Origin of the sequence: Actinomyces respiraculi (assembly GCF_014595995.2) — a bacterium.
In the GTDB taxonomy this organism is placed as follows: domain Bacteria; phylum Actinomycetota; class Actinomycetes; order Actinomycetales; family Actinomycetaceae; genus Actinomyces; species Actinomyces respiraculi.
In genome coordinates this window covers 119,608-144,892 of sequence record NZ_CP063989.1, presented here as the reverse complement: position 1 = coordinate 144,892, position 25,285 = coordinate 119,608, and the positions used below count along the sequence as shown (strand labels likewise).

18 protein-coding genes and 3 tRNA genes are annotated in these 25,285 nt (G+C 70.4%); 9 read left to right on the top strand and 12 right to left on the bottom strand.

The window, feature by feature from the left end:
• The 3 genes from ID810_RS00605 (at position 1) to ID810_RS00595 (ending at position 6,811) form a co-directional block, all read left to right on the top strand.
• Positions 1-2,508: a heterodisulfide reductase-related iron-sulfur binding cluster gene (locus ID810_RS00605; protein WP_166856942.1), complete on the top strand. Its 2,508-nt coding sequence runs from the start codon at positions 1-3 to the stop codon at positions 2,506-2,508.
• A 191-nt stretch (positions 2,509-2,699) separates the two neighbouring features.
• Complete coding sequence (locus ID810_RS00600) at positions 2,700-5,369, top strand: excinuclease ABC subunit UvrA (protein WP_166856940.1); 2,670 nt, start codon at positions 2,700-2,702, stop codon at positions 5,367-5,369.
• 53 nt (positions 5,370-5,422) lie between these two features.
• A complete protein-coding gene (locus ID810_RS00595) occupies positions 5,423-6,811 on the top strand; it encodes a replication-associated recombination protein A (RefSeq protein WP_166856938.1) in 1,389 nt (462 codons plus the stop codon).
• 78 nt (positions 6,812-6,889) lie between these two features.
• Here the strand turns inward: ID810_RS00595 and ID810_RS00590 are convergent, their stop codons facing one another.
• Positions 6,890-7,447, bottom strand: a complete 558-nt coding sequence (locus tag ID810_RS00590; protein ID WP_166856936.1) for a TetR/AcrR family transcriptional regulator — start codon at positions 7,445-7,447, stop codon at positions 6,890-6,892.
• Positions 7,448-7,645: 198 nt separating this feature from the next.
• Between ID810_RS00590 and ID810_RS00585 the strand changes: the two genes are divergently transcribed.
• The gene (locus tag ID810_RS00585) at positions 7,646-8,782 is read left to right on the top strand and encodes an ABC transporter permease (RefSeq protein ID WP_166856934.1); all 1,137 of its coding nucleotides are present in this window, start codon (positions 7,646-7,648) and stop codon (positions 8,780-8,782) included.
• Between the two features lie 61 nt (positions 8,783-8,843).
• On the opposite strand, the gene ID810_RS00580 is transcribed toward ID810_RS00585, so the two are convergent.
• Positions 8,844-11,615, bottom strand: coding sequence for an alpha-1,6-glucosidase domain-containing protein (locus ID810_RS00580; protein ID WP_166856932.1), 2,772 nt, complete (start codon positions 11,613-11,615; stop codon positions 8,844-8,846).
• Positions 11,616-11,983: 368 nt separating this feature from the next.
• Here ID810_RS00580 and ID810_RS00575 point away from each other — a divergent pair, with 368 nt between their 5' ends.
• Together ID810_RS00575 and ID810_RS00570 are read left to right on the top strand one after the other, a co-directional pair.
• On the top strand, positions 11,984-13,189 hold the full coding sequence (locus ID810_RS00575; protein ID WP_166856930.1) for a PLP-dependent transferase: 1,206 nt from the start codon (positions 11,984-11,986) through the stop codon (positions 13,187-13,189).
• Between the two features lie 108 nt (positions 13,190-13,297).
• Positions 13,298-13,738 (top strand): hypothetical protein, encoded by a 441-nt coding sequence (locus ID810_RS00570; protein ID WP_195858791.1) that lies wholly within the window; start codon positions 13,298-13,300, stop codon positions 13,736-13,738.
• Here ID810_RS00570 and ID810_RS00565 read toward each other — a convergent pair.
• From ID810_RS00565 to ID810_RS00550, 4 genes are all read right to left on the bottom strand, one after another.
• Entirely contained in the window at positions 13,719-14,468 is a 750-nt protein-coding gene (locus tag ID810_RS00565; protein ID WP_195858790.1) for an ABC transporter, read from the bottom strand. The two genes, ID810_RS00570 and ID810_RS00565, sit on opposite strands and share 20 nt — an antisense overlap.
• Positions 14,465-15,253: a hypothetical protein gene (locus ID810_RS00560; RefSeq protein WP_196781511.1), complete on the bottom strand. Its 789-nt coding sequence runs from the start codon at positions 15,251-15,253 to the stop codon at positions 14,465-14,467. The genes ID810_RS00565 and ID810_RS00560 overlap by 4 nt, the downstream gene beginning before the upstream one ends.
• A complete protein-coding gene (locus tag ID810_RS00555) occupies positions 15,250-15,879 on the bottom strand; it encodes an ABC transporter ATP-binding protein (RefSeq protein ID WP_243856636.1) in 630 nt (209 codons plus the stop codon). The genes ID810_RS00560 and ID810_RS00555 overlap by 4 nt, the downstream gene beginning before the upstream one ends.
• 261 nt (positions 15,880-16,140) lie before the next feature.
• Positions 16,141-17,586: a GuaB1 family IMP dehydrogenase-related protein gene (locus tag ID810_RS00550; RefSeq protein ID WP_166856924.1), complete on the bottom strand. Its 1,446-nt coding sequence runs from the start codon at positions 17,584-17,586 to the stop codon at positions 16,141-16,143.
• Between the two features lie 474 nt (positions 17,587-18,060).
• Here ID810_RS00550 and ID810_RS00545 point away from each other — a divergent pair, with 474 nt between their 5' ends.
• From ID810_RS00545 to ID810_RS00535, 3 genes are all read left to right on the top strand, one after another.
• Positions 18,061-18,240, top strand: coding sequence for a hypothetical protein (locus ID810_RS00545; RefSeq protein ID WP_166856922.1), 180 nt, complete (start codon positions 18,061-18,063; stop codon positions 18,238-18,240).
• Complete coding sequence (locus tag ID810_RS00540; RefSeq protein WP_235931766.1) at positions 18,237-18,464, top strand: transcriptional regulator; 228 nt, start codon at positions 18,237-18,239, stop codon at positions 18,462-18,464. The genes ID810_RS00545 and ID810_RS00540 overlap by 4 nt, the downstream gene beginning before the upstream one ends.
• 334 nt (positions 18,465-18,798) lie before the next feature.
• Positions 18,799-19,911 carry an IS630 family transposase gene (locus ID810_RS00535; RefSeq protein ID WP_195858777.1) on the top strand — a complete coding sequence of 371 codons (1,113 nt, stop codon included), beginning with the start codon at positions 18,799-18,801 and terminating at the stop codon, positions 19,909-19,911.
• A 983-nt stretch (positions 19,912-20,894) separates the two neighbouring features.
• Here ID810_RS00535 and ID810_RS00520 read toward each other — a convergent pair.
• The 6 genes from ID810_RS00520 to ID810_RS00495 all read right to left on the bottom strand — a co-directional run bounded on the left by ID810_RS00520 (position 20,895) and on the right by ID810_RS00495 (position 25,285).
• Positions 20,895-20,970, bottom strand: a tRNA-Arg gene (locus ID810_RS00520).
• A gap of 212 nt (positions 20,971-21,182) precedes the next feature.
• Positions 21,183-21,269, bottom strand: a tRNA-Ser gene (locus tag ID810_RS00515).
• Positions 21,270-21,461: 192 nt separating this feature from the next.
• Positions 21,462-21,547: transfer RNA gene (locus ID810_RS00510), tRNA-Ser, on the bottom strand.
• Positions 21,548-21,626: 79 nt separating this feature from the next.
• Positions 21,627-22,973 (bottom strand): AGE family epimerase/isomerase, encoded by a 1,347-nt coding sequence (locus ID810_RS00505; protein ID WP_166857608.1) that lies wholly within the window; start codon positions 22,971-22,973, stop codon positions 21,627-21,629.
• Positions 22,974-23,327: 354 nt separating this feature from the next.
• Positions 23,328-24,227: a carbohydrate ABC transporter permease gene (locus ID810_RS00500; RefSeq protein WP_166857606.1), complete on the bottom strand. Its 900-nt coding sequence runs from the start codon at positions 24,225-24,227 to the stop codon at positions 23,328-23,330.
• Entirely contained in the window at positions 24,224-25,285 is a 1,062-nt protein-coding gene (locus ID810_RS00495) for a carbohydrate ABC transporter permease (RefSeq protein WP_166857605.1), read from the bottom strand. Before ID810_RS00495 ends, ID810_RS00500 begins: the two co-directional genes overlap by 4 nt.

Below are 25,285 nucleotides of genomic sequence, written 5' to 3'. Positions count from 1 at the left end.
ATGACGTTCCTGGCGGCCTTGCGACTGGTGTGCGCCGTCGTCGTCCTCGGCTTCACGGCCGTCGGCGTCGCACTGTTCGCACGCGCCTGCGCAGTGCTCGTCGCCCGGATGAGGCTGGGCCGCCCCGCCCCCGAGCGCTACCGACCGGTCCTCGCCCGCTCCGGCGCGATGCTCGGCGAGGTCCTGGGGCACAGCGCCTTCAAGGGGCGCCCCTGGATTCGGGTGGCGCACTGGCTCGTCATGGTGAGCTTCCCACTGCTCTTCCTCACCCTGGTAACCGGCTACGGCCAGGTGCTGATCGGCCCGGACGCCACCCTGCCGTGGCTGGACCACCAGGTGTGGTGGGCCTGGACCGTCGAGCTCATCGCCTGGCTGAGCCTGGCCGGAATCCTCCTGCTCATGGCGGTGCGCCGTCGTCTCACCGCCCGCGGCGCGGCCACCCCGCCCTTCGACGCCACCAGTGAAGGTGGCACCCGTACCCGCACCTCGCGCTTCGCGGGCTCGACCGCCCGCCAGGCGGTCTTCGTCGAGGTGGTCATCGGCGTCGTCGTCGTCAGCGTGCTGCTGCTGCGGATGCTTGAGCACGCGCACCTGTCCCTGGCGGCGCAGGCCTCCGCGGACTCGGCCGCCACCTGGCCGCTCTTCCCGCTCACGGCCTGGACCGCGCCCCTGCTCGAGCCGCTGGGAGCCAACGTCATCGAGGGCCTCAGCGTCGTCGTCGCCACCGTCAAGGTGGTCGTGTCGATGAGCTGGCTGGTCGTCGTCGGCCTGCAGCCCTCCATGGGGGTGGCCTGGCACCGTTTCCTCGCCGTCGTCAACGTCTATGCCCGACGGGACATGGCGGGCACCGCCGCCGACCCCGCCGTCGTCGCCGAGCGCACCGGGGAGCAGCCCGACGTCGTCGCCGAGCGGATCGCGCAGGCCGTGCCCGCTGCCCGCACCGGCACCAAGTCCCTGGGACCGCTGGCGCCGCTCACCTTCGACGGCGCCGACGGCGAGCGCGTCGCCCTGAGCGCCGAGACCATGGATGAGCTCGACGCCGCCATGGAGGCGGCCGAGGAGGAGGGCCGCGAGCTGCACCTGGGGGCGGGGCGGGTGCAGGACCTGACCTGGAAGGGCCTGCTCGACTTCTCCACCTGCACCGAGTGCGGCCGCTGCCAGGACCTGTGCCCGGCGTGGAACACGGGCAAGCCCCTGTCGCCCAAGCTGTTCACGCTGGCGGTGCGCGACCACCACGCGGCCGTCGCCCCCTATCTCGCGGCCGCCGCCGAACTGGGCGTGGAGCCCGAGGACGTGACCAAGGAGCAGGCGGCCACCCACGGCGGGCTCCTACGCGGGGGCCGTGCGGGCCTGGCCGAGGGCAGCGCCCACACCTCCGACGTGCTCGGCGCGCTCCTGGCCGCCAAGGCCGCCCCCGGGCCCAAGGGCGTGGCCACTCGCCCGGCACCGCTGGCAGGCGAGGTGGTGCCCGCCGAGGTCCTGTGGTCCTGCACCACCTGCGGCGCCTGCGTGGACCAGTGCCCGGTGGACATCGAGCACGTGGACCACGTCATCGACATCCGCCGCCAGCAGGTGCTCATGGCCTCCGCCTTCCCCAAGGAGCTGGGGCAGATGTTCCGCCGGATGGAGACCAAGGGCAACCCGTGGGGCCTGGCGGCGCGCAAGCGCCTGGAATGGGCGAAGGACCTGGATATCGAGGTGCCGGTGGTCGGCGTCGACGTCGAGGACGCGCGCGAGGTCGACTATCTGTTCTGGGTGGGCTGTGCGGGCGCTTACGAGGACCGGGCGCGGCGCACGACGCGCGCCGTCGCCGAGCTGCTGCACACGGCCGGGGTGTCCTTCGCGGTGCTGGGCGACGGCGAGTCCTGCACGGGCGACCCGGCGCGCCGCGCCGGCAACGAGATCCTCTTCCAGATGCTGGCCGCCCAGAACGTGGAGACGCTCAATGAGGCGCGGGCGCAGCGGATCGTCGTCACCTGCGCGCACTGCTTCAACACGCTGGCGCGCGAGTACCCGCAGGTCGGCGGGCACTACGAGGTCCTGCACTACACCCAGCTGCTCAACCGCCTCGTGCGCGAGGGGCGGCTGCGTCCCGCGCCGCCGGAGCGGTCGGAGGAGCCGGAGTCGCCGGAGCGGTCGGAGGAGCAGCCGACGGTGACGTACCACGACGCCTGCTACCTGGGGCGTCACAACCAGGTCTACTCGCCGCCGCGCGAGCTGGTGGAGGCGACCGGTGCCACCGCTGTGGAGATGCCGCGCAGCCGCGAGCGCGCCCTGTGCTGCGGGGGCGGCGGGGCGAGGACCTTCATGGAGGAGTCGATCGGCACGCGCATCGCCGTCGAACGCTCCCGTGAGGCGATCAGCACGGGCGCGCAGGTGGTGGCCACCGCCTGCCCCTTCTGCACAACGATGCTGTCCGACGGCGTGGCCGCCGAGGGCGCCGACGTGCGAGTGACCGACGTCGCCAGTCTCATGCTGGAGGCCGTGCGCCGCGGCACGGCACGTTGAGGTCGGCACGTTGAGGCGGAGGCGTCGGCCGGGACAACACGAGCGGGCGCCGCACCACCATGCGCCTCAAGGGCCGCGGCGCCTGACGGACGCGCGGGATACTCGACTCCGAGCGGGGCCCGCGACCAGGGCGCGCAGTGCCCCGTGACGCAGGGACCAGCGTCCCTCGCCCCCGGGCGTAGCCTCCGGACATGACTCGCGAGCCGATCGTCCCCTCATCCGGCCCCTCCGTCATCCAGGTGCGCGGTGCCCGAGTCCACAACCTTCGGTCCGTCGACGTCGATGTCCCCCTCGGCCGGCTGGTCGCCGTCGCCGGGGTGTCCGGCTCGGGCAAGTCCTCCCTCGCCCTGGGCACCCTCTACGCCGAGGGCGCGCGCCGCTACCTGGAGTCCCTGTCGACCTACACGCGCCGTCGCCTCACCCAGGCGGCCCGGCCCGACGTCGATGAGGTGTTGCACGTGCCCGCCGCTCTCGCGCTGCACCAGCGCCCGCCGGTGCCCGGTGTGCGCTCGACCTTCGGCACCTCCACGGAGGTGCTGGGCAGCCTGCGTCTGGCCTACTCGCGCCTGGGCCACCACACCTGCCCCAACGGGCATCTCAACGAGCCGACCATCGACGTCGCGCTGGATGTCCGCCTGCGCTGCACCACCTGCGGGGTGGAGTTCACCCAGCCGGCCGCGGAGTCCTTCGCCTTCAACTCCGACGGCGCCTGCCCGCGCTGCGAGGGCACGGGCACGGTGCGGACGGTGGATGAGTCGACCCTGGTGCCCGACGAGTCGCTGTCCATCGACGAGGGCGCGGTCGCTCCCTGGCAGAACCTCATGTGGTCACTCATGAAGGATGTCGCCCGCGACATGGGTGTGCGCACCGACGTGCCTTTTCGTGAGCTGACGGCCCGCGAGCGCGAGATCGTCTTCCACGGCCCCGCCGAGAAGCGGCACATCCTCTATGTCAACGAGAAGACCAGCGTCGCCGCCGAGATGGACTTCACCTACTACAGCGCGGTGCACACCGTGGAGAACGCGCTGTCCAAGGTCAAGGACGAGCGGGGCATGAAGCGCGTGGAGAAGTTCCTCCACGAGGCGCTCTGCCCGGAGTGCGGCGGTTCGCGCCTGTCGGCGTTGGCGCGCTCGACGAAGGTGCGCGGGATCGGCCTGGACGAGGCGTGCCGGCTCCCGCTCGGCCGGCTGGTGGAGTGGGCCTCCGGCATCCCCGCCACCATGCCGGACGAACTGGTGGTCATGGCCGAGCAGATCGTGGACGAGCTGCGGGTGACCGCGAGCCGCCTGATGGACCTGGGCCTGGACTACCTCTCGCTCGATCGCGCCTCGTCAACGCTGTCGACGGGTGAGCGTCAGCGTGTCCAGCTCGCCCGCGCAGTGCGCAACCGGACGACGGGTGTCCTCTACGTCCTGGACGAGCCGAGCATCGGTCTGCACCCGCACAACCTGCGCGGCCTGACGGGCGTCATTGAGGACCTGCTGGCGGACGGCAACTCGGTGCTGCTGGTGGATCACGACGCCCAGCTGCTGCGTGAGGCGCACTGGCTGCTGGAGATCGGGCCGGGTTCTGGTGCCGACGGCGGCGCCGTCGTCCTGTCCGCTCCCGTGGCCCAGGTGGTGGGCGGGCAGGCTCCTGACTGGGCCGTGGGTCTTCCGACGGCGGGCGACCCGGCTGAGTCGATCATCCGCCCCTTCCTCACGGGGCAGGCACCGGTGCGGGTGCGCGAAGAGGTGCCCGCCGAGCGGGTCTTCGAGCTGGGGCGGATCGACCTGGAGACGGCCCCGGTGCACACGGTGCACGCCCTGGAGGTCTCAGTGCCCCAGCAGCGGCTGACGGCGGTGACGGGCGTGTCCGGCTCGGGCAAGACGACTCTCGTGCTCGAGGCCCTGGTCCCGGCGCTGCGCTCGCTGGAGGCCGATGCCCCACTGCCCCTGCCGGCCACGTCCCTGGAGCCCGGGGACACCCGGCGGGTCGTCGTCGTCGACGCCACCCCGATCGGTGCGAATGTCCGCTCGACGGTGGCGACCTACTCCGGTGTCATGGACGGACTGCGCCGCGCCTACGCGGCCCTTCCCGAGGCGAGGGCCGCGGGGCTGAAGGCGGGGGACTTCTCCTACAACACGGGGTCCCTGCGCTGCGAGCACTGCGATGGGACGGGGCAGGTGGTTCTCGACGTGCAGTTCCTGCCCGACGTCGAGATCGAGTGCCCGGCCTGCCAGGGCACGCGTTACGGGCAGCGGGCGCATGGAATCGGGCGCAGTGGGCCGACGGCGGCCCCGGCCTCCGGCGCAGCTGCGGACTCGATGTCGGACTCGGCGTCGGACGAGATGGCGGGGCTGTCCCTGCCGCAGCTGCTGTCCCTCACCGTGTCCGAGGCGGCCCGGGCCTGCGCCGACCTGCCGCGGGTGCGCCGACAGCTGCGCCTGCTTGAGGACCTCGGCCTGGGCTACCTCACTCTGGGGGAGGCGACGCCGACCCTCTCGGGCGGGGAGGCGCAGCGCCTCAAGCTCTCCACCCACCTGGGCTCCTCCCAGGCCGGGACGCTCTTCGTCCTGGATGAGCCGAGCATCGGCCTGCACCCGCTGGATGTGCGGGTCCTGCTCGGGGTGCTCGACCGGCTCATCGAGGCCGGGGCAACGGTGCTCGTCATCGAGCATGACCTCGACATGATCGCCAACGCCGACTGGGTCATCGACATGGGGCCGGGCGGCGGCGAGGCGGGCGGCCGGGTCGTGACGGCGGGCACGCCGTCGGAGCTCGTCACCGCCAGTGCCGACGGTGCAGGCAGTGCAGGCAGTGCCGCCCAGTCGCTCACCGCCCGCTACCTCGCCGAGCACCTGGCTGAGCACCCAGCCTGACCCTCCCGCGCCCAACTTCGAGGGGGTCGCAGGCCGGTCGTAGCCTGGGGTGTATGGCACGCGCATCCGGCTCCCGTCCCCGCTCAGGCCCCACCGACGACGCCCCGAGCCTCTTCGAGGCCGCCGCCGGCGAGGGTCGCGTCGTCGACGACCCCACCCGGCCGCTGGCCGACCGCCTGCGCCCGTCCGCCCTCGAGGAGGTCGTCGGCCAGGACCACCTGCTGGCGCCTGACGCCCCGCTCGGGCGCATGGTCGCCTCCGGGCGCCTGTCCTCCGTCATCCTGTGGGGTCCGCCCGGTTGCGGCAAGACGACCATCGCGCGCCTGCTGGCCGAGCGCACCGGCCTGGTCTTCGAGCAGGTCAGCGCCACCTTCTCCGGCGTCGCCGACCTGCGCAAGGTCTTCGCCACCGCCGCCAAGCGCCGCGAGATCGGCCAGGGCACGCTCCTCTTCGTCGACGAGATCCACCGTTTCAACCGCGCCCAGCAGGACTCCTTCCTGCCTTATGTCGAGGACGGCACGGTGGTGCTCGTCGGCGCGACGACCGAGAATCCCTCCTTCGAGCTCAACGGGGCTCTCCTGTCGCGTTGCCAGGTGATGGTCCTGCACCGCCTGGACGAGGCGGCCCTGGGTGAGCTGCTCACCCGCACCGAGCGCCTGACCGGCCGCAGCCTGCCGCTGACGGCCTCGGCCCGCTCCGCCCTCATGGCGATGGCCGACGGCGACGGCCGTTACCTGCTGGGGATGGTCGAACAGGTCCTCGCCCTGCCCGAGGACGGCGGCGCACTCGACGCCGAGGCCCTGACCGCCGTCGTCGCCTCCCGTGCACCCCTGTACGACAAGACGAGCGAGGAGCACTACAACCTCATCTCGGCCCTGCACAAGTCCATGCGCGGCAGCGACCCGGACGCCGCCCTGTACTGGCTGGCCCGCATGCTCGGCGGCGGCGAGGACCCCCTGTACATCGCGCGTCGCCTGGTGCGCTTCGCCAGCGAGGACGTCGGCCTGGCGGACCCGGCCGCCCTCCAGGTGACCCTGGCCGCCTGGGACGCCTACGAACGCCTGGGCTCACCGGAGGGCGAGCTGGCGATCGCGCAGGCGGTCGTGTACCTGGCGACGGCGCCGAAGTCGATCGCCGTCTACCGGGGGCTGGGGCGGGCGCAGAAGGCCGCCCGGCAGACGGGCTCACTCATGCCACCGGCGCATATCCTCAACGCGCCCACGCGCCTGATGAAGGAGCTCGGTTACGGCGAGGGCTACCAGTACGATCCGGACACGGCCGAGGGATTCTCCGGGGCGGACTACATGCCTGAGGGCTACCCGCCGCGCGAGGAGCGCAAGCCCTTCTACGAGCCGACCGACCACGGTCACGAGCGCCGCATCCGTGAGCGTCTGGCCTACTGGGAGGGGTTGCGCGAGCAGATCCGGCGCCCCGAGGGCTGAGACCGGCGCCCGGCCGTCTCCTCGCCCGTGCGGCGCTGCGCATGCCGCGAGCCGGTACCGCGAGCCCGCCCCAGCGCCTCAGGGCCTCAGGCCGCGCAGGTAGACGTCCACGAGCCACTCGTTCCACCCCGGCACGAGGCCGTCGACGGCGGCTCCCAGCGGTCGGGAGATCTGCGACGCCCCGAGGACGAAGTGGAAGGCGTCGACGTCCTCGCGCACGAGACCGGCACGCTTGGCGACGTCAAGACGCGCCGCAATGGCGCCTGCGGCCTCGGCCCGGCGCTCGACGACCGCGGCGTCGTCGAGGAAGAAGTCGGGGAAGGCGGCGGCCTGCGCGATGAGCCGGCCCAGGCGCAGCCCGACGAACTCGTGGCCGAACGCGAGCCAGGCCGCCTCGATGTCCTCGGTGGCCCGCTCGTCGAAGCGGGCGGCGAGCGCGTCGACGCGCTCACGCAGGCACGTGCCGACGCCGTGCAGGAGGTCCGTGCGCGTGGGGAAGTGACGGTAGAGCGTCCCGATGCCGACGCCTGCCGCCGCCGCGACCTGGCGCGTGGAGACGCTGAGGCCGACGTCGGCGAGCAGCTCGATCGCCGCGCCGATGATCGCCTCGCGGTTGACCGCGGCGTCTGCGCGCATGACTGGTCTCCTCTCCTCGCCATCGCCCGGGTGGCGGGCTGCGGCTCGTGCGTCGTGGTGGGCCGTCCGCGCCGACGGGCGGGGCTCGTCGGCGCCGCTCGTCGTAACCGCGATGCGGACTTGTCCAGCATACAACCGGAGTGTTACGCTCCACTTATATCCGGAGCATCACGCTCCGGTTGTTGAAAGAGAGTCCTCATGCCCGAACCGACCGGCACCGCATCCCCCCAGACGCCGACCTCCTCGGCCGCGACCGCCGCGCCGGGGCCCCGGCCCGCCACCGACCACTCGACGCGCCGCCTCCTCCTCGCGACGCTCGCCGTGCCCCTCGTCCTGCTCCTCATGCTCCTGGCCTTCTTCCTGCCCAGCCACGCCTCCTCGGCGAGCCACCTGCCGTTGAGCGTCTCCGGCCCGCAGCAGCAGGTGTCCACGATCTCGACGGCGCTCGAGACGACCCTGCCCGGCGTCTTCGACGTGAGTGTCGAGCCCTCCGCCGAGGCCGTCGCCGACGCGGTGGAGAACCGCGCCTCCATCGGCGGCATCACCGTGACGGACTCGGGCATCGAGGTGCTGGAGGCCTCCGGCAACGGCAGCGCCTACACGACAATCCTCACGAACCTCGCCACCGCGCTGGAGACCCGGGCCGATGCCGCAGCGCTCACGGCCGCCCAGGCCTCCGGCGCCGACGCCGCCGCCCTCGCCGCACTGCAGGAGCAGCTCTCCGCCACGCGCAGCGTGACAGTCACGGACGTCGCGCCCCTGCCCGCGAAGGACCCGATGGGCGTGACGATCACGTCGCTCGCGCTGCCACTCGTCTTCGGCGGCATGGCATCCGGCGCCGTCCTGACGATCGTCATCCGGGCGCACGCGTGGAAGCGGATCGCCGCTGCGCTGGCGATCGCCGCGCTCGGCTCGCTCGTCGTGGTCGCCGCCCTCCATGCCGGCTTCAGGACGCTGCAGGGCGACGTCGCCCTGGAGTGGCTGTCCCTCGCGCTCGGCATCTGCTCCATCTCGCTCACCCTCATCGGCCTGCACCGCGTCCTCGGGGTGGCCGGCCTCGGCATCGGCGCGGCCCTCATGGTGTTCCTCGCGAACCCGCTCGCGGGCATTGTCGCCGGGCCGTGGTACCTGCCCGCCGGCTGGGGCGCCCTCGGCCAGCTGATGCCGGTCGGCGCCGCGGGCACGCTCCTGCGCTCGGCCGCCTACTTCGACGGCGCCGGGGCGGGCGCGTCCGCGTGGGTGCTTGTCGCCTGGTGCGCCGCGGGACTCCTGCTCACCGCGCTCGGTGCCGGCCTAGCCCGTCGTCAGGGCCGCGCCGCCACACCGGCCGTCTGAGCGGCCGGCCCGGGATCCTGCGCGCCCATCGGCTCGCGCGCGCAGGATCCCGGGCTGCGGCTCAGCTCTCGACGAGGACGGCGGCAGTGCGCCCGGGCACGGTCAGCTCGCCAGTGGCGGGGTCGAAGTGGGTGGAGCGCACGACGTCGTCGGCCCCGGTGCACTGGATATCGCTCAGTCTCAGGTAGCGGCCGGTGAGCTCCTCGATCCGCACGGTGACCGTCTCCGGGCGGGCATTGAGGGCGACGACGACGCCGTCCAGCGCCGGGTCGATGTCCAGGTCGCCACCGCCGTCGTCCACCACCATGACGATGACGCCGGGCACGCCCCGCTCCGCGGACAGGGGGAAGGACACGCGCTCGCGCACGAGCTCGGCCGAGCCGAGGGTGAGCAACGGGGTTGAGCGGCGCAGGCGCAGCAGGTCGAGGGCCATCTCGCGGGCCTTGGCCACGTCCTCGGGACGCGGGCGCAGGTCCTCGCGCATGAGCAGGTCGGCCTGGATGAGCCAGCGGTCGAAGTTGCGCTCGGCCGACGGCAGGCCCCGGCCCCAGCCGGTGTCCTGCCCCGTCCAGTCGATGGCGTTGAAGTGGTCGCCGGAGTCGTAGGAGTCGCGGTCCAGGGACTTCGAGCGCAGCAACTCGGTGCCCGCCGCCCAGAAGCAGGGGGTCTGGCCCAGGGTTACGGCCGCCAGGGCGAGGAGTTGGGCGCGCACACGCTGGTCCATGGGCGTGGTCGTCGGCAGTTTGTAGACGAGCCAGTCGAAGAGGGCCTCGTCGTCGTGAGCCTCGACGTAGGCGATGGAGTCGACAGGCTCATCACCATAGGCGGCTGCCGCGTACCCGTAGCGGGGCCCGCCCGCCGCGCGCAGGTTGCCGGCGAGGGAGAGCTGGACGAGCTCGGTGCGCCAGGCGAGGTCGCGGGCGGCCGCCTCGGCCGGGCGTTCCTCATGCTCATTGGGGTCGACGACGACGCCGGTGGCCAGTCCCTGTCCCACCCGCGGGTCCGGCAGGAAGCGCTCACCCAGCAGGCCGTCGCGCACCCGGTCGTTAAAGGTGCCGATGCCCAGGAAGCCTCCGTCGGGGCCGGAGCCGACCTGCCCCTGGACGGCCCGGCGCAGGTGGCGGCTGCCGGAGGCCTCGGGGACCTCCCACCCCTCGCCGTACAGGAAGACGCGGTGCCCGACGGCGTCGTCCTCGATCTCCTCCAGTGCCTGACGCAGGGCACTCATCGTGTCGGTGGAGTGGTAGCCCATGAGGTCGAAGCGGAAGCCGTCCACCCGGTAGTCGCGCACCCACCCGACGCAGGCGTCGATCATGAGCCGCTCGGCCATCGCCCGCTCGGTGGCGACGTCGTGGCAGCAGGTGAAGCCCTCGCCACGGCCGACGGCGTCCAGGCGGTGGTAGTAGCCGGGGACCACGCGGTCGAGGACGGAGTGCTCACCCTGGCCGCCGTCGGCAGTGTGGTTGAAGACCTGGTCGAGGATGACCTGCAGGCCCATGCCGTGCAGGGAGCCGATCATCGCCCGCATCTCACGGGTGCGCGCGCCGCCGTCCTGGCGGCCCTCACGGGCATAGGAGCCCTCCGGGGCCATCCAGTGGAAGGGGTCGTAGCCCCAGTTGTAGGCGTCACGGTCGGCGACGGCGGCGACGGCGGCCTGCGGGCGCCGGGAGGCGGGCGTGGTGCCCGACGGGATCTCGGGGACGCGCTGGTCCGCGCGGTCCTCGGGGACGCTGCTGAAGTCGAAGACGGGCAGCAGGTGGATCGTGTCGATGCCGGCGGCCGCAAGCGCACGCAGGTGCCGGGTGCCGGCCGAGTCGACGCCGAAGGCCGCGTAGGTGCCGCGCAGGGGGGCGGGAACGGTGTGGTCCGCGGCGGAGAAGTCGCGCACATGGAGCTCGTAGATGGCGCGGGCACTGTCCTGGGCGATGACGGGAGGCTGGTTCTCGACCCAGGCGGTGGGTGTGAGGGCGTGCTGGTCGAGGTCGACGGCGACGCTGCGGCGCGAGTCGCGGGTCAGGGCGCGCGAGCACGGGTCGGTCACGAGGTTCGTCTCGACGCGGCCGGTGTCGGGGACGTAGACCTCGACCTCCCACAGGTACTGGCAGCCGGGCCGCACGCCGACCGCGGCCGAGGTCTCGGCACTGACCTCCCAGCGCCCGTCCCAGGTGCCGGGGGCACGGTCGGCGGGGGTGCGCACGGGGGCGGCGTCGACGTCGGGCACGGAGCCGGTCGGGTCGCCCGTGTTCCAGGTGAGCAGGGTGACGCGACGGGCGGTGGGGGCCCACAGCGCGAAGGCGGGAGCGCCGTCGGACTCATCGAACCAGACGCCGAGCGGGGCGGAGCCGTCGCGGGCGGCGGCCCTCGTGCCCCAGAGCCGGTCGATGACGGGCCAGGTCTGCACGCCGGTGAAGGCGGTGACCCATCCGGCGGCGGCCCGCTGGACGACGGCGACCTGCCCGGTCAGCAGCTTCTCGACGTCCTCACGCTCTAATCGGGGGGCGCCGGTCTCATCGAGGAGGCTGAGAGCGAGATGGCCCGCCAGCTGGGGGTGGGCGGCGACGGTGTCCTCGTCCAGCGTGCCGACCGGGCGCAGGGGGATCTCGTAGCCGTCGTCGCCCAGGCGCAGGACGCCCTCCTCGAGGCGGACGGAACCGGTGGGGGAGGTGAGCAGGCCCAGACGCAGGGCGGTCTCGTGGGTGCCCGCGGGGATGAGCTCGGGGGGCCAAGCGAGGGTGGAGGCGTCGAGCCAGTAGGCGCGTGAGCCGTCGGTGCCGGGGACGGCGTGCGCGATGGGGGCCTCGTGGTGGACGTGCGCGGTGGGGGTCATCGTCATCGGCCTTCCTGCGTGCGGAGGGGCGTGTCCTGGCTCGAGTCCACTCTTGCACGCCGCCCCCGGGCCCGCCAGCGTCGGGCGATGAGACGACATTGACAGTGCCGCCACCATGCCTCTTAACCTGCGGTTATGACTGCTGCGACTGCTTCGACCCGCACCCGTGCCGTGCGTCCCGTCGTCGTTGGTCGAATGCACATGCGCTGACAGCGCCAGCCGTCGCTGTCCAGCCCACCACGGCTAGAGCCCGAGGACCTGCTGAGCCTCGTCGAGCTCCACGGGACCGATGGTTCCGCGTTCCTTCCCTCCCCCGCCGTCGTGCCGTGACGCCCGCGTGCGCGCCCGGCAGCCCTAAGACCCAGGAGAGTCACATGACTACGCCCGTTTCCCAGACGTCCGCCGACGGCGGCCAGGCCCTGCGCTGTGCCCCTGTCCACCACCACCCCTCCTGGGAGGAGGCCCGGGCCCAGCGGGAGTGGGGCATCGACACGGTGCTCGCTCACGTCGGCACGGCCACCGACCCGGCCACCGGCGCCATCACGACGCCGATCCACCTGTCCACCGCCTATAGCCACCCGGGGCTGCACCAGTCCACCGGCTACGACTACGCGCGCACGGCCTCCCCCACCCGCGACGTCCTCCAGGACGCGCTGGCGCGCCTTGACCACGGCGTCGCCTCCTTCGCGACGACGACCGGGATGGCGGCCCTCCAGCTGACCGTGGAGGCCCTGGTCCCGCCGGGTGGGCGGATCGTGGCCCTGGAGGACCTGTACGGCGGCTCTTTCCGCTACCTGGAGGGCCTGTCCACTAGTGGCGTGTACGACGTCGATCTCGTGCTCGGGGCTGAGGGCCTGCGCCGGGCACTGGCACGTCCCGCTGCGCTGGTCATCATCGAGACGCCGACGAACCCGATGATGGAGCAGTTCGACGTCGCCGAGGTCGCGACGTGGGCGCATGCCGCCGGTGCGTTGCTCGCCGTCGACAACACCTTCCTCACGCCGGTTCGTTTGCGGCCGCTGGATGAGGGGGCGGACGTCGCCCTGTACTCGGCGACGAAGTACCTGGGCGGTCACAACGACGTCAGCGCGGGTGTTGTCACCGTGAGGGAGGAGGTGCTGGGCAAGCGGTTGCAGTACCGGCTCAACACGACCGGGGCGACGCTCGACCCCTTCAGCTCCTTCCTCCTGCTGCGCGGCCTCAAGACGCTGTCGCTGCGCCTGGCACGCCACGAGGCCAACGCGCGGCGGGTGGTGGCCTTCCTGGAGTCCTCCCCCGCGGTGAGCCGGGTGCTGTACCCGGGGCGCTCGGGCATGGTGTCCTTTGAGGTCGCGCCGGGCACGGATGTCGCGAGGCTGCTGGAGGCGGTGCGGGTGTTCACCTTCGCCGAGTCCCTGGGTGGGGTGGAGTCGCTGGTGACGTGTCCGAGCGTGCAGACGCATGCGGACGTCCCGCCGCAGACGCGGGCGAGGTACGGGCTGACGGACAGGCTGCTGCGGCTGAGCGTGGGGATCGAGGACGCCGAGGACCTTGTGGCTGACCTGCGTCAGGCCTTCGCCGCCGCAGCCTCCACCAGGTGACGCCCGTGCCGGGGTCACGGCCTTAGGCCTGCGCCCCGAAGTGGTGCCGACGACGGTCGCACCCGGTCGTGTGCTCGCTGCAGGCCGTCCCGGCGGGTAGGAGGCCCCGTGCTCGACCCGGCCAACGACGAGAACGGCGCGATGGTGCGGCTCAACGCCGTCGGAGACTCCGCTCAGCAGGTCATGGACCAGTGGTCCTCGTCAACGATTTACGCCAACGCCCCCTTCACGACCGGCGATGACACGAGCATCGGCGGGCTGGACGGTGCGCAGACCGCCACCGGCACCGGTGTCCTCGATGACGACCGGTTCTGCATGGAGCGCATCGCCTACATCATCCGTGATGGCAAGGGCTACTTCTTCCTCCTGCGCGCCACCGGCACCACCGCCCAGGACGCGCAGATCGGCGACGCGACCTTCCAGGCCTTCCTCGACGGCGTCGTCTGGAGCAGCCGACACCACCACCCACATATCAGCGTCGGCGCCCGGGGCCTTCGCCAGGCCCCGGGCGCCGACGCTGATATGTGGGTCACGCGTCGCTACGGGTGACTGAGAACGCGTAGGCCGCCACGGCGACGCACGCCCAGATCACGAGGACGGCGGCGGCGACCGGTGGCGGGATCTCGTGAACATCGAACTGCGGCGTGCCGACCAGGCTCAGTGCCGCCTGGTCGGGCAGGAAGCGCAGCCCGTCGGGCCACTGCAGGATGCCGGTCGCGATCACGACGGGGAGGGCGATCATGATGCCCAGCGGTGCAACCGTGTTCTTCAGGATGCCGGCGAGCCCGAAGGCGACGAGGGACATGAGTACGTACGCCACCGTCCACTGAATGCAGCTCATGAGCACGGCCACGGGACCCATGCCGTCGGTGACACCGACGACCAGCCGCGCGGGCACGATCGCGACCACGGCGGCGACACTGACGATGGTCAGCGTCGCCGCCAGCTTGGCGAGGATGAACCTGCCGCGTTGCGGCGTGGCGCTCAGGCTCATGCGCAGCTGACCGCCGTGGTACTCAGTGGCGGCCGCCCATACCGGGATGACCAGGAACGCGTAGAGCGGGGCGATCATCACGACACCGAAGTCGGACAATGACGATGGCCCCGAGGGGTCGCCGGTATAGAACGTGACTCCGCTGGCGTCGATCGCTGCCAGAAGAAGATTCGCCGCGACGGCGATGACGAGCATCAAGAACGTCGCCGGATGCGTCGTGATCTTGGTGATCTCCGAACGGACCGTATCTCTCCAGCGGATCGTCGGCTGGACGACGGCCGTCATGAGGCGTCCCTCCGCTTCGTCACGACTGCGGCGAGGACGACGGTGAGGACGGCCCAGGCGGTGAGCACGAGAGCGCCGTGCACTGGGCCGGCCGTGGTCGGCACAGGGGTATCGTCGGAGTTCAGTAGGAGATTCCGGGCGGCACTTAGCGGCAGGAATGCGTCGACCGCCGGTGAAACCATGGCCACGACCTGCGTCAGGGTGAGCATGAAGAACACCATGGCGGCGATCACGCCCGTCAGCGTCCGTCTTGTGAGGAGCGTCAGACCGAGGGGGAACAACGCGAACGCCACCATGAAGAGAAGCACCCGGCCCAGCGTGGCGAAGAAGTCGCCGTTGAGCACTGCCGCAGCGGCGACCCCGTTCGTGGACGCCAGCATGAGCGACGTACCGATCGCGTACCAGATGACGCCCAGCGCGAGCGCGAACAGCGCGGCGACAAGGACCTTGCTCACGACCAGGCGAATCCGGTTCGGGACCGCGACCACACTCATCCCGAACTGCCCGGTGCGGAACTCCGCCCCAGCGATGACCGCCCCGAGCAGGGTGAAGAGGATGCCCGGATTGAATATGCTCGCCATCAGGTCGCCCTGCAGCAACGCCACGGCCTGGGCCTGCGTGCTCTCGCCGGAGGTCAGCCGCGCGGCGGTCTCGGAGTAGAACTCGAAGGACAGGAACTGGAAGAGGAGGAACACGGCGAAGAGCGCACCGGTGATGATCCACACGCTGGGAAGCGTGAACGTCTTCGTCCATTCTGATCGGATCGCTGCGATCATGCCGCTCACCAGCTCGCTCCCGGCTCGCTGCCGGTCAGTGCGAAGAACGCGTCCTCGAGGGAGTCGTGCCCTGCGGTGATCTCGTCGAGGGTTCCGTCAGCAACGATGCGCCCCTTGTTGATCACCACGACGTCGTCGACCGTCTCGGCGATCTCTCCCATGAGGTGGCTGGAGAGCAGCACGGTGTTTCCTTGATCGGCGTAGCGTCGCAGGAATGTGCGGATCGTGCGGATGCCCTCGGGATCGAGGCCGTTGACCGGCTCGTCGAGCACGAGCACGCGCGGCTCACCCAGGAGGGCGGCGGCGAGCCCAAGACGCTGCTTCATCCCGAGCGAGTACTTCCGCACTCGAACCTTTGCGGCGTCGGTCAGCCCGACCGTCTCCAGTACCTCGTCGACGCGTCGCGCGGGAATGCGGTTGGACTGTGCGATCCAGCGCAGGTGATCCACTCCGCGCCGCTCAGGAACCGCGGACGCACCGTCCAGCATCGCACCCACCGTCCGCAGCGGTTGACCGAGACTCTCGTAGGGCTTGCCATTGATGAGCGCTGTGCCCGACGTCGGACGGTCGAGCCCGAGCAGGATGCGCAGCGTCGACGACTTGCCCGCCCCGTTGGGGCCGAGGAAACCGGTCACCCTGCCCGGCCCTGCTGTGAAGCTCACGTCGTCGACAACACGCCTGCCTCCATGTGTCTTCGTGACTCTTGAGATCTCAATCACCGGTACTGCTCCTCTTGATCCTCTCGGCATCGGATGTGGTGGTCCCCGGCCGGGTACGGCCGTCGACCTTAGCTCTCTTGCCCGGTCCTGACCTCAATACCCGGTATCGGGGTCTCGGCCCCCTCCGTCTTCCTCGCCGCGACCCTCGGGCACGCCGCCGCACCCTGGGCCCGTATGTCACCAGGACTCGGGCACCGGCGCCCCCTCGCGGTAGCCGGAGGCGGACTGCACTCCGACGACGGCCCGCTCGCGGAACTGCGCGATGGAGCCGGCGCCGGCGTAGGTGAAGGAGGAGCGCACCCCCGAGATGATGGAGTCGATGAGGTCCTCCACGCCTGGGCGCGCCGGGTCGAGGTACATGCGACCGGCGCTGATGCCCTCCTCGAACAGGGCCTTGCGGGCGCGGTCGAAGGCGTCCTCACCCTCCGTACGGGAGGTGACCGCCCGCTTGGAGGCCATGCCGAAGGACTCCTTGTAGGCGCGGCCACCGGCGTCGTACTGGATGTCCCCCGGGGACTCGTGCGTGCCGGCGAACCAGGAGCCGATCATGACGTTGGAGGCGCCTGCGGCCAGGGCCAGGGCGACGTCACGCGGGTGGCGGACGCCGCCGTCGGCCCACACGCGGGCACCCGAGCGGGCGGCCTCGGCGGCGCACTCGAGCACGGCGGAGAACTGCGGGCGCCCCACCCCGGTCTGCATGCGGGTGGTGCACATGGCGCCGGGACCGACCCCGACCTTGACGATGGAGGCGCCCGCCTCGACGAGGTCGCGCACGCCGGCGGCGGTGACGACATTGCCCGCGACCACCGGCACGCCGTCGGGCAGGGCAGCGCGCACCGAGCGGACCGCCTCGATCATGCGGTCCTGGTGTCCGTGGGCCGTGTCGACGACGATGACGTCCACGCCCGAGTCGACGAGGTGGCGCGCCCGGCCCACCGGGTCCCCGTTCATGCCGATGGCGGCGCCCACGCGCAGGCGCCCCTCGGCGTCGACGGCGGGGGCGTAGATGGTCGAGCGCACGGCGCCCGCGCGGGTGAGCAGGCCGACGAGACGGTCGTCGTCGTCGACGACGGGGGCGGCCTTGCGGCGCGCGGTGCGCAGGATCTCGAAGGCGTCGCGGGGGTCTGTGCCGGCGGGGACGGTGACGAGCTCGGTGCTCATGACCCCACGGACCTGGGTGAAGCGGTCGACGCCGGTGACGTCGTTGAGGTCCACCATGCCGACCGGGCGCTCAGTGTCCGGGTCGATGACGACGGCGGCCCCGTGGGAGCGCTTGGGGATCAGTCCCATGGCGTAGCCGCATGTGTGGTGCGGCTTGACGGTCACGGGGGTGTCGTAGAGGACGTGCGCGGCTTTGACCTGGTTGACGGTGTCGATGACGACGTCGACCGGGATGTCCTGGGGGATGATCGTCAGCCCGCCGCGGCGGGCGACGGTCTCCGCCATGCGCTTGCCCGCAACGGCCGTCATGTTGGCGACGACGAGCGGGATGGTGGTGCCCGTGCCGTCGTCGGTGGTGAGGTCCACGTCGTGGCGCGAGCCGACGCCGGAGCGCGACGGGACCATGAAAACGTCGTCGTAGGTCAGGTCGAAGGTCGGCTCGAGGCCGTTGAGGAACTGCACGTCATTGGAGTCTAGCCAGGGCCTGTGACACCCTGGCGGCGCCGCCGCTAAGGACAGCATGGTGCTTGCATGACAACCTGTGTGCTCCATCTCGGTTGTCCTGGGGAACGCGAGTTGTCCACCGCGCCGCGGGACTCGACGCTGACCACTTGACCTACCCTCAGGACCACCTGACCTACCCCCAGCGCGTGGGCATAGTTCTTCGCGTCGGAGGGCAAGGGCCCCGAAGACATGAAGAGCCCCCGGACGGACCAGGGGGCGAGGAAGAAAGGAATCACGCTGATAGCAGACATCATCAAGATTCTGGTCTCTACTTCCAGCTTCCGTTACTTCCAACTTCCGTTGTAGCCGTCATCACCCTGGCTCGGCTAGTGCGGCCGAGCAAGGGACGGCACCGGAAGTCCTAAGAGGCCGCCCGGCCCCCTTTCCGGGGGTCGGGCTCTTCTCCTCATGTCCTCAAGGAGGGGCGCAGTGATGGACAAGGGCACAACAACGATCGTCCTGGCGGCAGGCGGAGCCTTCGCCGCGGTAGCGGCGCTGGACTGCCTGGACGACGGTCACGTGACGGCCGGCGTGGCGCTGGCGGTGATGGCCGCCCTAGGCGCGGCGGGGCTGGCCGCACACCTCGTTCTGCAGCACCGGGGGGCCCGGTGAGCGCCCCGGTGCACTACCTGGGGCTGTCCGGCCTGGCCGAGAGGATCGGCATCCGTATGGGCACGGCCCAGCGCTACAGCCGCGAAGGACGTCTTCCCACACCGGACGTCATCGTGGGCGACAAACCCCATGCTGTGCGCGGATGGCTGCCCGAGACGGTGGACGCCTGGCAGGCCAACCGCCCCGGACGTGGAGCACGCACCGACCTGCAACGGCGGTCGTGAGACCCTGAGCCTCTTGCGGGCATGGGAAACGTCCCGCTACCGGCTGGTCCAGCCGATGGCGGGACGTTGATGGGCCCGAAGGGACCGAACCCCCAACCTTCTGCCGAGGAGCATCCGAGAGCCCCATCACGCTCGCTCCCGTGCTCGATCTGGCCCGTGCACGCGCCGCAAGGAGGCGGGCGGCGTGACCCTGAATGATCAGCTTGGAGACCGTCTATCACATGGACTAAAGGGGCTCATCCCCATTGAGGGTGTGGGTGGGGTCTGAGTCCTCCGGTCTCTAGTGTCGTGTGTCGTTAGTTCTTGAACGGTTGGTTGGGTGGGATCATGGGGTGTGGCTAATCGTCCTGCTCCTGGTCTGTTGTTGCGTGAGGGTGATCGTGGCGAGCTGGAGGCACTGGTGCGTTCGCGCAGCGCGCGGGCGGGGCTGGTGCGGCGGGCGCGGATCGTGCTTCTTGCTGCGGATGGGCTGTCCAATACTGAGATCGCACGGAGGGTGGGCGCCTCGCGTACCACCGTGATCGCGTGGCGCGGCCGCTACCAGCGCCTGGGCATGGAAGGCCTGGAGGACGCTGATCGTCCGGGTCGGCCCCGCAAGGTCGATCGCACCGCGATCGTGACCGCTACGCTGACCCCGCCGCCGAGGTCGTTGGGGGTCACGCACTGGTCCACCCGGCTGCTGGCTGCCCGGCTGGGCGTGTCGGCGGCGACGGTGGCCAGGGCCTGGAGGGCTTACGGGATCAAGCCCTGGCGGGAGCAGTCGTTCCGCTTCTCCACCGACCCCGAGCTGGTCGGCAAGGTCACCGACATCTGCGGCCTGTACTTGGGCACCAACCCCGACGTGCCCGATAACGCGATCGTGCTTTGCGTGGACGAGAAGTCCCAGATCCAGGCACTGGACCGCACCATGCCGGTCCTGCCCATGCAGCCCGGGCTGATCGAGCGCCGCAGCAGCGACTACGTCCGGCACGGCACCACCACCCTGTTCGCGGCGCTGGAGATCGCCACCGGCAAGGTCACCGCCGCCACCAGGCCCCGCCACCGCCACGAGGAGTTCCTCGCCTTCCTGCGACAGGTGGACAGGGCCTACAAGGACGCCATCGACCCGGACACCGGGGAACGCGTCCAGCTGCACCTGGTCATGGACAACTACGCCACCCACAAGCACAAGGACGTGCGCGCCTGGCTGGAGCACCACCCCCACATACACGTCCACCACACCCCCACCCACGCCTCCTGGATGAACCTCGTGGAGGTCTGGTTCTCCCTGATCGAGCGCCAGGCCATACGCCGCGGCGTCTTCAAGTCCGTGCAGGACCTGAACAACAAGCTCCGCGCCTACATCACCGGCTGGAACAAACGCGCCCACCCATTCACCTGGACCAAAACCGCCGAACAGATTCTCACCAAAGCCAACCGTCCAGAAATTAACAACCCAGGACACTAGTTGTGCTTTCTTTGGGGTTGTGAACGGGTTGGGTGGAGGCCTGCTGGGCGGGATGCGGGGTTGACGCCCACGTGCGGTCTGGGGAGGCCTTCATGGCGCATGCTGGCGCACCTTTGACGCCTGGGGGGCGTCGTCGTCTTGCCCGCCTGGGGGGCGTCGTCGTCTTGCCCGCCTGGGGGGCGTCGTCGTCTTGCCCGCCTGGGGGGCGTCGTCGTCTTGCCCGCCTGGTGGTGGAGGGCTGGTCCATGGGTCGGGCGGCTGAGTGCTTGCGGGTCTGGCCGGCGACGGTCGGCCGGTGGCTGGGGCCGCTACCGGGCCCCGGTGCGCTGTGTGGAGCGCCATTGATCAGTTCCGGACCACGTTCGGTCGTTTGGACCACGTTCGGTCGTTTGGACCACCCCAGACGCGTCCGTAGGTGGTCCGAACGACGGCAGGTGGTCCAAGATGGCAGCAAGTGGTCCACACTAACTGTGCTTCCTCGGGGCAAGACCGGCTCTTCACAATCCAGGGTGTAGCAGGGGGCGGAATCCGCCGGCAGTAGTGCCCCGTAGAGTGGTGTAGCCGCTGGTGGCCTCGAGCAGTGCTCGGGTGATGTAGTTGGCGAGGTTGCGAAAGCCCAGTGCGGTGGGGCGTAGGTGCTCTAGGTGTACTGACCGGGGAGGTTGGTCAAGCGGGTGATGGGCGGTGTGCTGTTGCAGGCTGAGTGGGGTGTGTGGTGAGTGTGGAAGCGGATCCAACCAGCCAGAGCATCGCGTCGTTCCTGCCGAACTGGCGCTTCGGATCGGGATGCCACACTCGTCCCTCTCTCGCCGCTGGAGGGGAGCGCAGCAGTGGCAGCTGGAGGACCTGGATGCGGTCGCCCAGGCTCTTGGGACGACGCCATGGGCGCTGACTCAGCCGACCGCGGGGCGAGTGGGACCCTGAACCTCTTGCGGGCATGGGAAACGCCCCGCTACCGGTTGGTTCAGCCGATGGCGGGGCGTTGGTGCGCCCGAAGGGACTCGAACCCCCAACCTTCTGATCCGTAGTCAGATGCTCTATCCATTGAGCTACAGGCGCATGTCGTTTCCGACAAACAGGAAGATTACTCGCGCCACCCGGCAAGCGACAAATCCATGTCTCGTGAGTCTGCGCACAGCATCCCGCCCGCGTCGCCGACGGTCTGGGGGGCAGGCCGCGGGGAACGTCAGCCATGGGCGTGTTTCGTTGGTGCGCGCAGGACGCACGCAGCCCCATGCGTGGGTGCGATTCGTTGGGATTCCAACGATGGGCGGAGATGGGGGGATTCGAACCCCCGAGGGGTTTTATCCCCAACTTTCTTAGCAGGAAAGCGCACTAGGCCACTATGCGACATCTCCGAGCTCGGGTGAGCAGCCCGCGTGAGCGAGCGTAAGCAGCCTACCGGCCAGGAGCCCTGGCGGGCAAACCTGGGGCCCCTGCGATCCCGGCCACTACCTCACACCCGTCCACCCGCATCCCGCCGCAGACGGTGACCAACTGGGTGACCAACGACGAGAGGAGGGCGCCCGGTCGGGCGTCCTCCTCGTCAGCGGAGCGGGAGGGATTCGAACCCCCGGTGCGCCAGGCGCACAGCGGTTTTCAAGACCGCCACATTCGGCCACTCTGTCACCGCTCCAGTGCCCTCGCGGGCAGGCAGAGACTACCACCCGGCTCCGACCCGACGGTCAAGCGGTCCGGCGACCACCACCCCCGGCTCAGCCCCAGCTGATGATGCCGCGCCAGCGCGGCTGCGCACGCGCGGGCACCGGCGAGGCCGGGTCGTCCAGCCGTCCCTCGGCGAGCGCCTGGCCCAGGCACGGCCACACGGGCACGCGGGACATGAGCATCGCCTGCAGGGCGTGGTAGATGTCCGGGTGGCCTTCCCAGGTGCGCGTGGAGGGACGGTTGTTCTGGTCAAGCTCGTGGGTCCACACGCCCGGCGCCTCGATGAGGTACTGCTCGGCGTAGTCGACCCAGGAGCGGTAGCAGTGCTCGTAGTGCTCGACCTCGATCTCTCCGTGGCCGTCGTCGAGCAGTGCGCGGCGGATGGCGGCGGCGGCGCTGATGCCCTCGCACACCACCCAGTGCATGCGCTCGTGGACCACCGGCACGCCGTCGAAACCGGTCGTGTAGACGAAGCCGGGGCCGCCGTCACAGCGCCAGGCGTCAGAGCGGGAGCGGTCGAAGAGCCTCTCGGCGGCGTCGAGCATCCAGTCCGGCGTCGGCAGGGAGCGGTGAACCAGGGCGGAGCGGGCCTGGACGGTCAGGCGCGCCCACTCCAGGCCGTGGCCGGGGGTGACGCCGTAGGGGCGGAAGGGGTGCGCCGGCTGGTCCTTGTTGTAGTCGAGGCGGGGCCGCCAGGAGGTGTCGTAGTGCTCGGGCAGGCGCCAGTCGTGGGCGCGGGCCTGGACGTTGACGGCGTGGTCGAGGATCTGGACGGCGCGGGTGAGCCACGTGATGTCGCCGGTGACGTCGGTGGCGGCGAGATAGGCCTCGACGGTGTGCATGGCGGCGTTGATGCCGCGGTAGTCCTCGGGGTCGGTGAAGTCGGCGGCGTAGGACTCCACCGGCATCCCGTAGGTGTCGTCCCACCAGCGCCGATCCTGGACGGCCAGGGCGTCGCGCAGGAGCTCCTGCGCCCCCGGGCGGTTGGCCGCGGTGGCGGTGGCGGCGGCCAGGACGACGAAGGCGTGCTGGTAGCACTCCTTGCGGCCGGCCGGGTCGGCGGGTACACCGTGGCCGTCGGCGTCGGGCTCGTGTTCGACGGCGGAGTGCCACCCGCCGTTGACGTGGTCGCGCATGACCCTGTTCAGGGCGCGCACACCGTGGTCGGCGTAGCGGCGGCAGCCGGGGATGCCCATGAGAGTGCCCAGGGAGAAGGCGAAGGTCATGCGACCGGTGATCCACAGCTCGACGGGGCGCGTGGTGTCCACCGTGCCGTCCTCACCGATCCATCCGAAGCCTGCGGGCACGGCTGCCGCGCGCGCGTAACGCAGCAGGGCGTGCGTCTCCTCGGCCAGCCAGCGGTTGTGCTCGGGCGCGCCAAACCATCCCAGACCCATGACCATCTCCTTTGATGCGCGGGCCGACGACGATGTCCGGCCTCTGGACGGAACGCTATCGCAGCGCCGAGCCACCTCGTGCCGGTTCCAGCGGGGTCGCGGGTTGCGCCCCCGTTCAGTCATGGGGTCCGACGGCGGAGCATCGGCTATCAGCCCCATCCGGCCGGACAGGTCCGCGGTAGAGGTGGTCCAGCCATTGGCGCTGGTTCCGGTAGCGGTCAGGTCCACGGCCCGGACCTGGCTGGGGCTGGGCGGAGCAGGCGATTGCTCGCTTATCGATGTCGAGTCCCCGACGGGCAGCAAGTTGTGCAGGCGGTCGGACGCCCGGGACCACAGGCGGTCCCGGGCGCCACCTCAGCCCTTGACCCCGCCTTGTTGGACGCCTTTGAAGAACTGCTTCTGGGCCAGGGCGAACAGGATGATGACCGGGACCAGGGCGATGATCGTCCCCGCCGCCACCACGCGAGGGTTCGAGCCGAAGTTGGACTGCAGGTACTGCATACCCACGGTCAGGGTGTACTTCTCGGGGTCAGACAGGACCACCAGGGGCCACAGGAAGTCGTCCCAGGCGCCGATGAAGGAGAACAGGGCGACCACCGTGACCATGCCGCGGATATTGGGCCACACGATGTGGCGGATGCGCTGCCAGGTCGTGGCTCCGTCGATCTCAGCGGCCTCAATGATGTCCTTGGGGATCATCGCGCAGGCAGTGGTGATGAGCAGGACGTTGATGGCGCCGATCGCACCGGGCAGGAACACTCCCACCAGGCTGTTGGCGAAACCGAGGGACTTCACGGTCAGGTACTGGCTGGTCAGCGTGACCTCGCCGGGCAGCAGCAGCGTGGACAGGAACAGCCCGAAGAAGAGTGCCTTGCCCCTGAACCTGAGCACGCCCAGGGCATAGCCGGCGCAGGTGCAGAAGACGACCTGGCAGATGACCGTGGCAACCCCCACTAGCAGCGAGTGCCAGGCGTACTTCACGATCGGGATCGTGTGCGAGACCGTGGCGTAGTGCTCCAAGGTGGGGTGACGCGGGACGAGGTTGGGAGGGAAGGCGTAGATGTCCTCCATGGAGCCCTTGAGTGAGGTGGACAGTTGCCACAGGAAGGGGAAGACCGCGATGAGCGCGATGAGGATGAGCAGGGCGTAGCGCACGACGGCACCGCCGGCCGTGGGCTTGAGGAAGTCGGACTCGCCCGTGCGGCGCCAGAAACGGTCCTTGTAAGGCTTGGAGAGCGTCACGGTGGTGCTCATGCCCGGGCCTCCGTGTCCTGGGCGAGGTGAGTGGGCGGGGGTGCGCACCTCGTGCCTGGGGGCCCGTCAGTCGCGGTCAGGTGCCCAGACCCGGCGCTGCCAACGGCGACGCCGGCGCGAGCCTTGGCCTTAACGGCCTGCAAGGCCTTCTTGTAGGCCCTGCGCTGGTGGGCACTGCTGCGTATCGCCGCGATATCGGTGCCGTTATTGAGGAAAGCGGTCAGCAGCAGTGGGCCGATGGTGAGGAAGAAGAGGATGACGGACAGTGCCGAGGCGTAGCCGAGCTGGCCGTCCAGGCCCGATCCCTTGCGCTGGATGAGCATGACCAGGCTCATGGCCTGGCCACCGGGGCCGCCGGAGCCGTTGGTCAGGATGTAGATCTCGGAGAAGATCCTCATGGCCGAGGTGGTGATAAGGGCGGAGATGAGCAGCATGGCGCCGCGTACACCCGGGACGGTGATGGACCAGAAGCGTCGCCAGGCACCCGCCCCGTCCAGGGCCGCGGCCTCGTGCAGGTCGCGGCTGATGTTCCCCAGGGCCGCCAGGTAGACAACCATGTAGTAGCCCAGGCCCTTCCAGGTGGTCAGGAGGATGGAACACACCAGGATCCACCAGCGGCTGGTGAGGAAGTCGATGCCGGTGCCACCGAGGAACTCAATGGACTGGTTGATCACTCCACGGGAGTCGAACATCCATGACCAGATGATGCCGACCACGACCACGGAGGCGATGACGGGGAAGTAGTAGACGGTGCGGAAGAAGGACATCCCTGGCATCCACGCGGAGATGAGCAGGGACAGCAGCAGTGGCAGCAAGGTCAGCAGCGGCACGCAGGCCACGACGTAGACCAGGCAGGTGACCAGGGCGTAGCCGACCTGGGGGTCGTGGAGGACCTTGGCGTAGTTGTCAAGGGCGACGAAGGTCGCCGGACGCAGTGGACGTGCGTTGGTGAAGGACAGGACGACGGTGTTGAGGAAGGGCCACAGGGAGAAGACCAGGACCCACAGTGCCGCAGGAAGCAGCAGCAGGTAGGGGGTCAGGTGGCGGTGCAGTTTCAT

Coding starts and splice junctions, on each gene's coding strand:
- ID810_RS00590 (WP_166856936.1), bottom strand. CDS start 7,447: ATGCGCGCAGACGCCGCGGTCAACCGCGAGGCGATCATCGGCGCGGCG.
- ID810_RS00585 (WP_166856934.1), top strand. CDS start 7,646: ATGCCCGAACCGACCGGCACCGCATCCCCCCAGACGCCGACCTCCTCG.
- ID810_RS00500 (WP_166857606.1), bottom strand. CDS start 24,227: ATGAGCACCACCGTGACGCTCTCCAAGCCTTACAAGGACCGTTTCTGG.
- ID810_RS00595 (WP_166856938.1), top strand. CDS start 5,423: ATGGCACGCGCATCCGGCTCCCGTCCCCGCTCAGGCCCCACCGACGAC.
- ID810_RS00580 (WP_166856932.1), bottom strand. CDS start 11,615: ATGACGATGACCCCCACCGCGCACGTCCACCACGAGGCCCCCATCGCG.
- ID810_RS00575 (WP_166856930.1), top strand. CDS start 11,984: ATGACTACGCCCGTTTCCCAGACGTCCGCCGACGGCGGCCAGGCCCTG.
- ID810_RS00565 (WP_195858790.1), bottom strand. CDS start 14,468: ATGACGGCCGTCGTCCAGCCGACGATCCGCTGGAGAGATACGGTCCGT.
- ID810_RS00600 (WP_166856940.1), top strand. CDS start 2,700: ATGACTCGCGAGCCGATCGTCCCCTCATCCGGCCCCTCCGTCATCCAG.
- ID810_RS00545 (WP_166856922.1), top strand. CDS start 18,061: ATGGACAAGGGCACAACAACGATCGTCCTGGCGGCAGGCGGAGCCTTC.
- ID810_RS00495 (WP_166857605.1), bottom strand. CDS start 25,285: ATGAAACTGCACCGCCACCTGACCCCCTACCTGCTGCTGCTTCCTGCG.
- ID810_RS00505 (WP_166857608.1), bottom strand. CDS start 22,973: ATGGGTCTGGGATGGTTTGGCGCGCCCGAGCACAACCGCTGGCTGGCC.
- ID810_RS00605 (WP_166856942.1), top strand. CDS start 1: ATGACGTTCCTGGCGGCCTTGCGACTGGTGTGCGCCGTCGTCGTCCTC.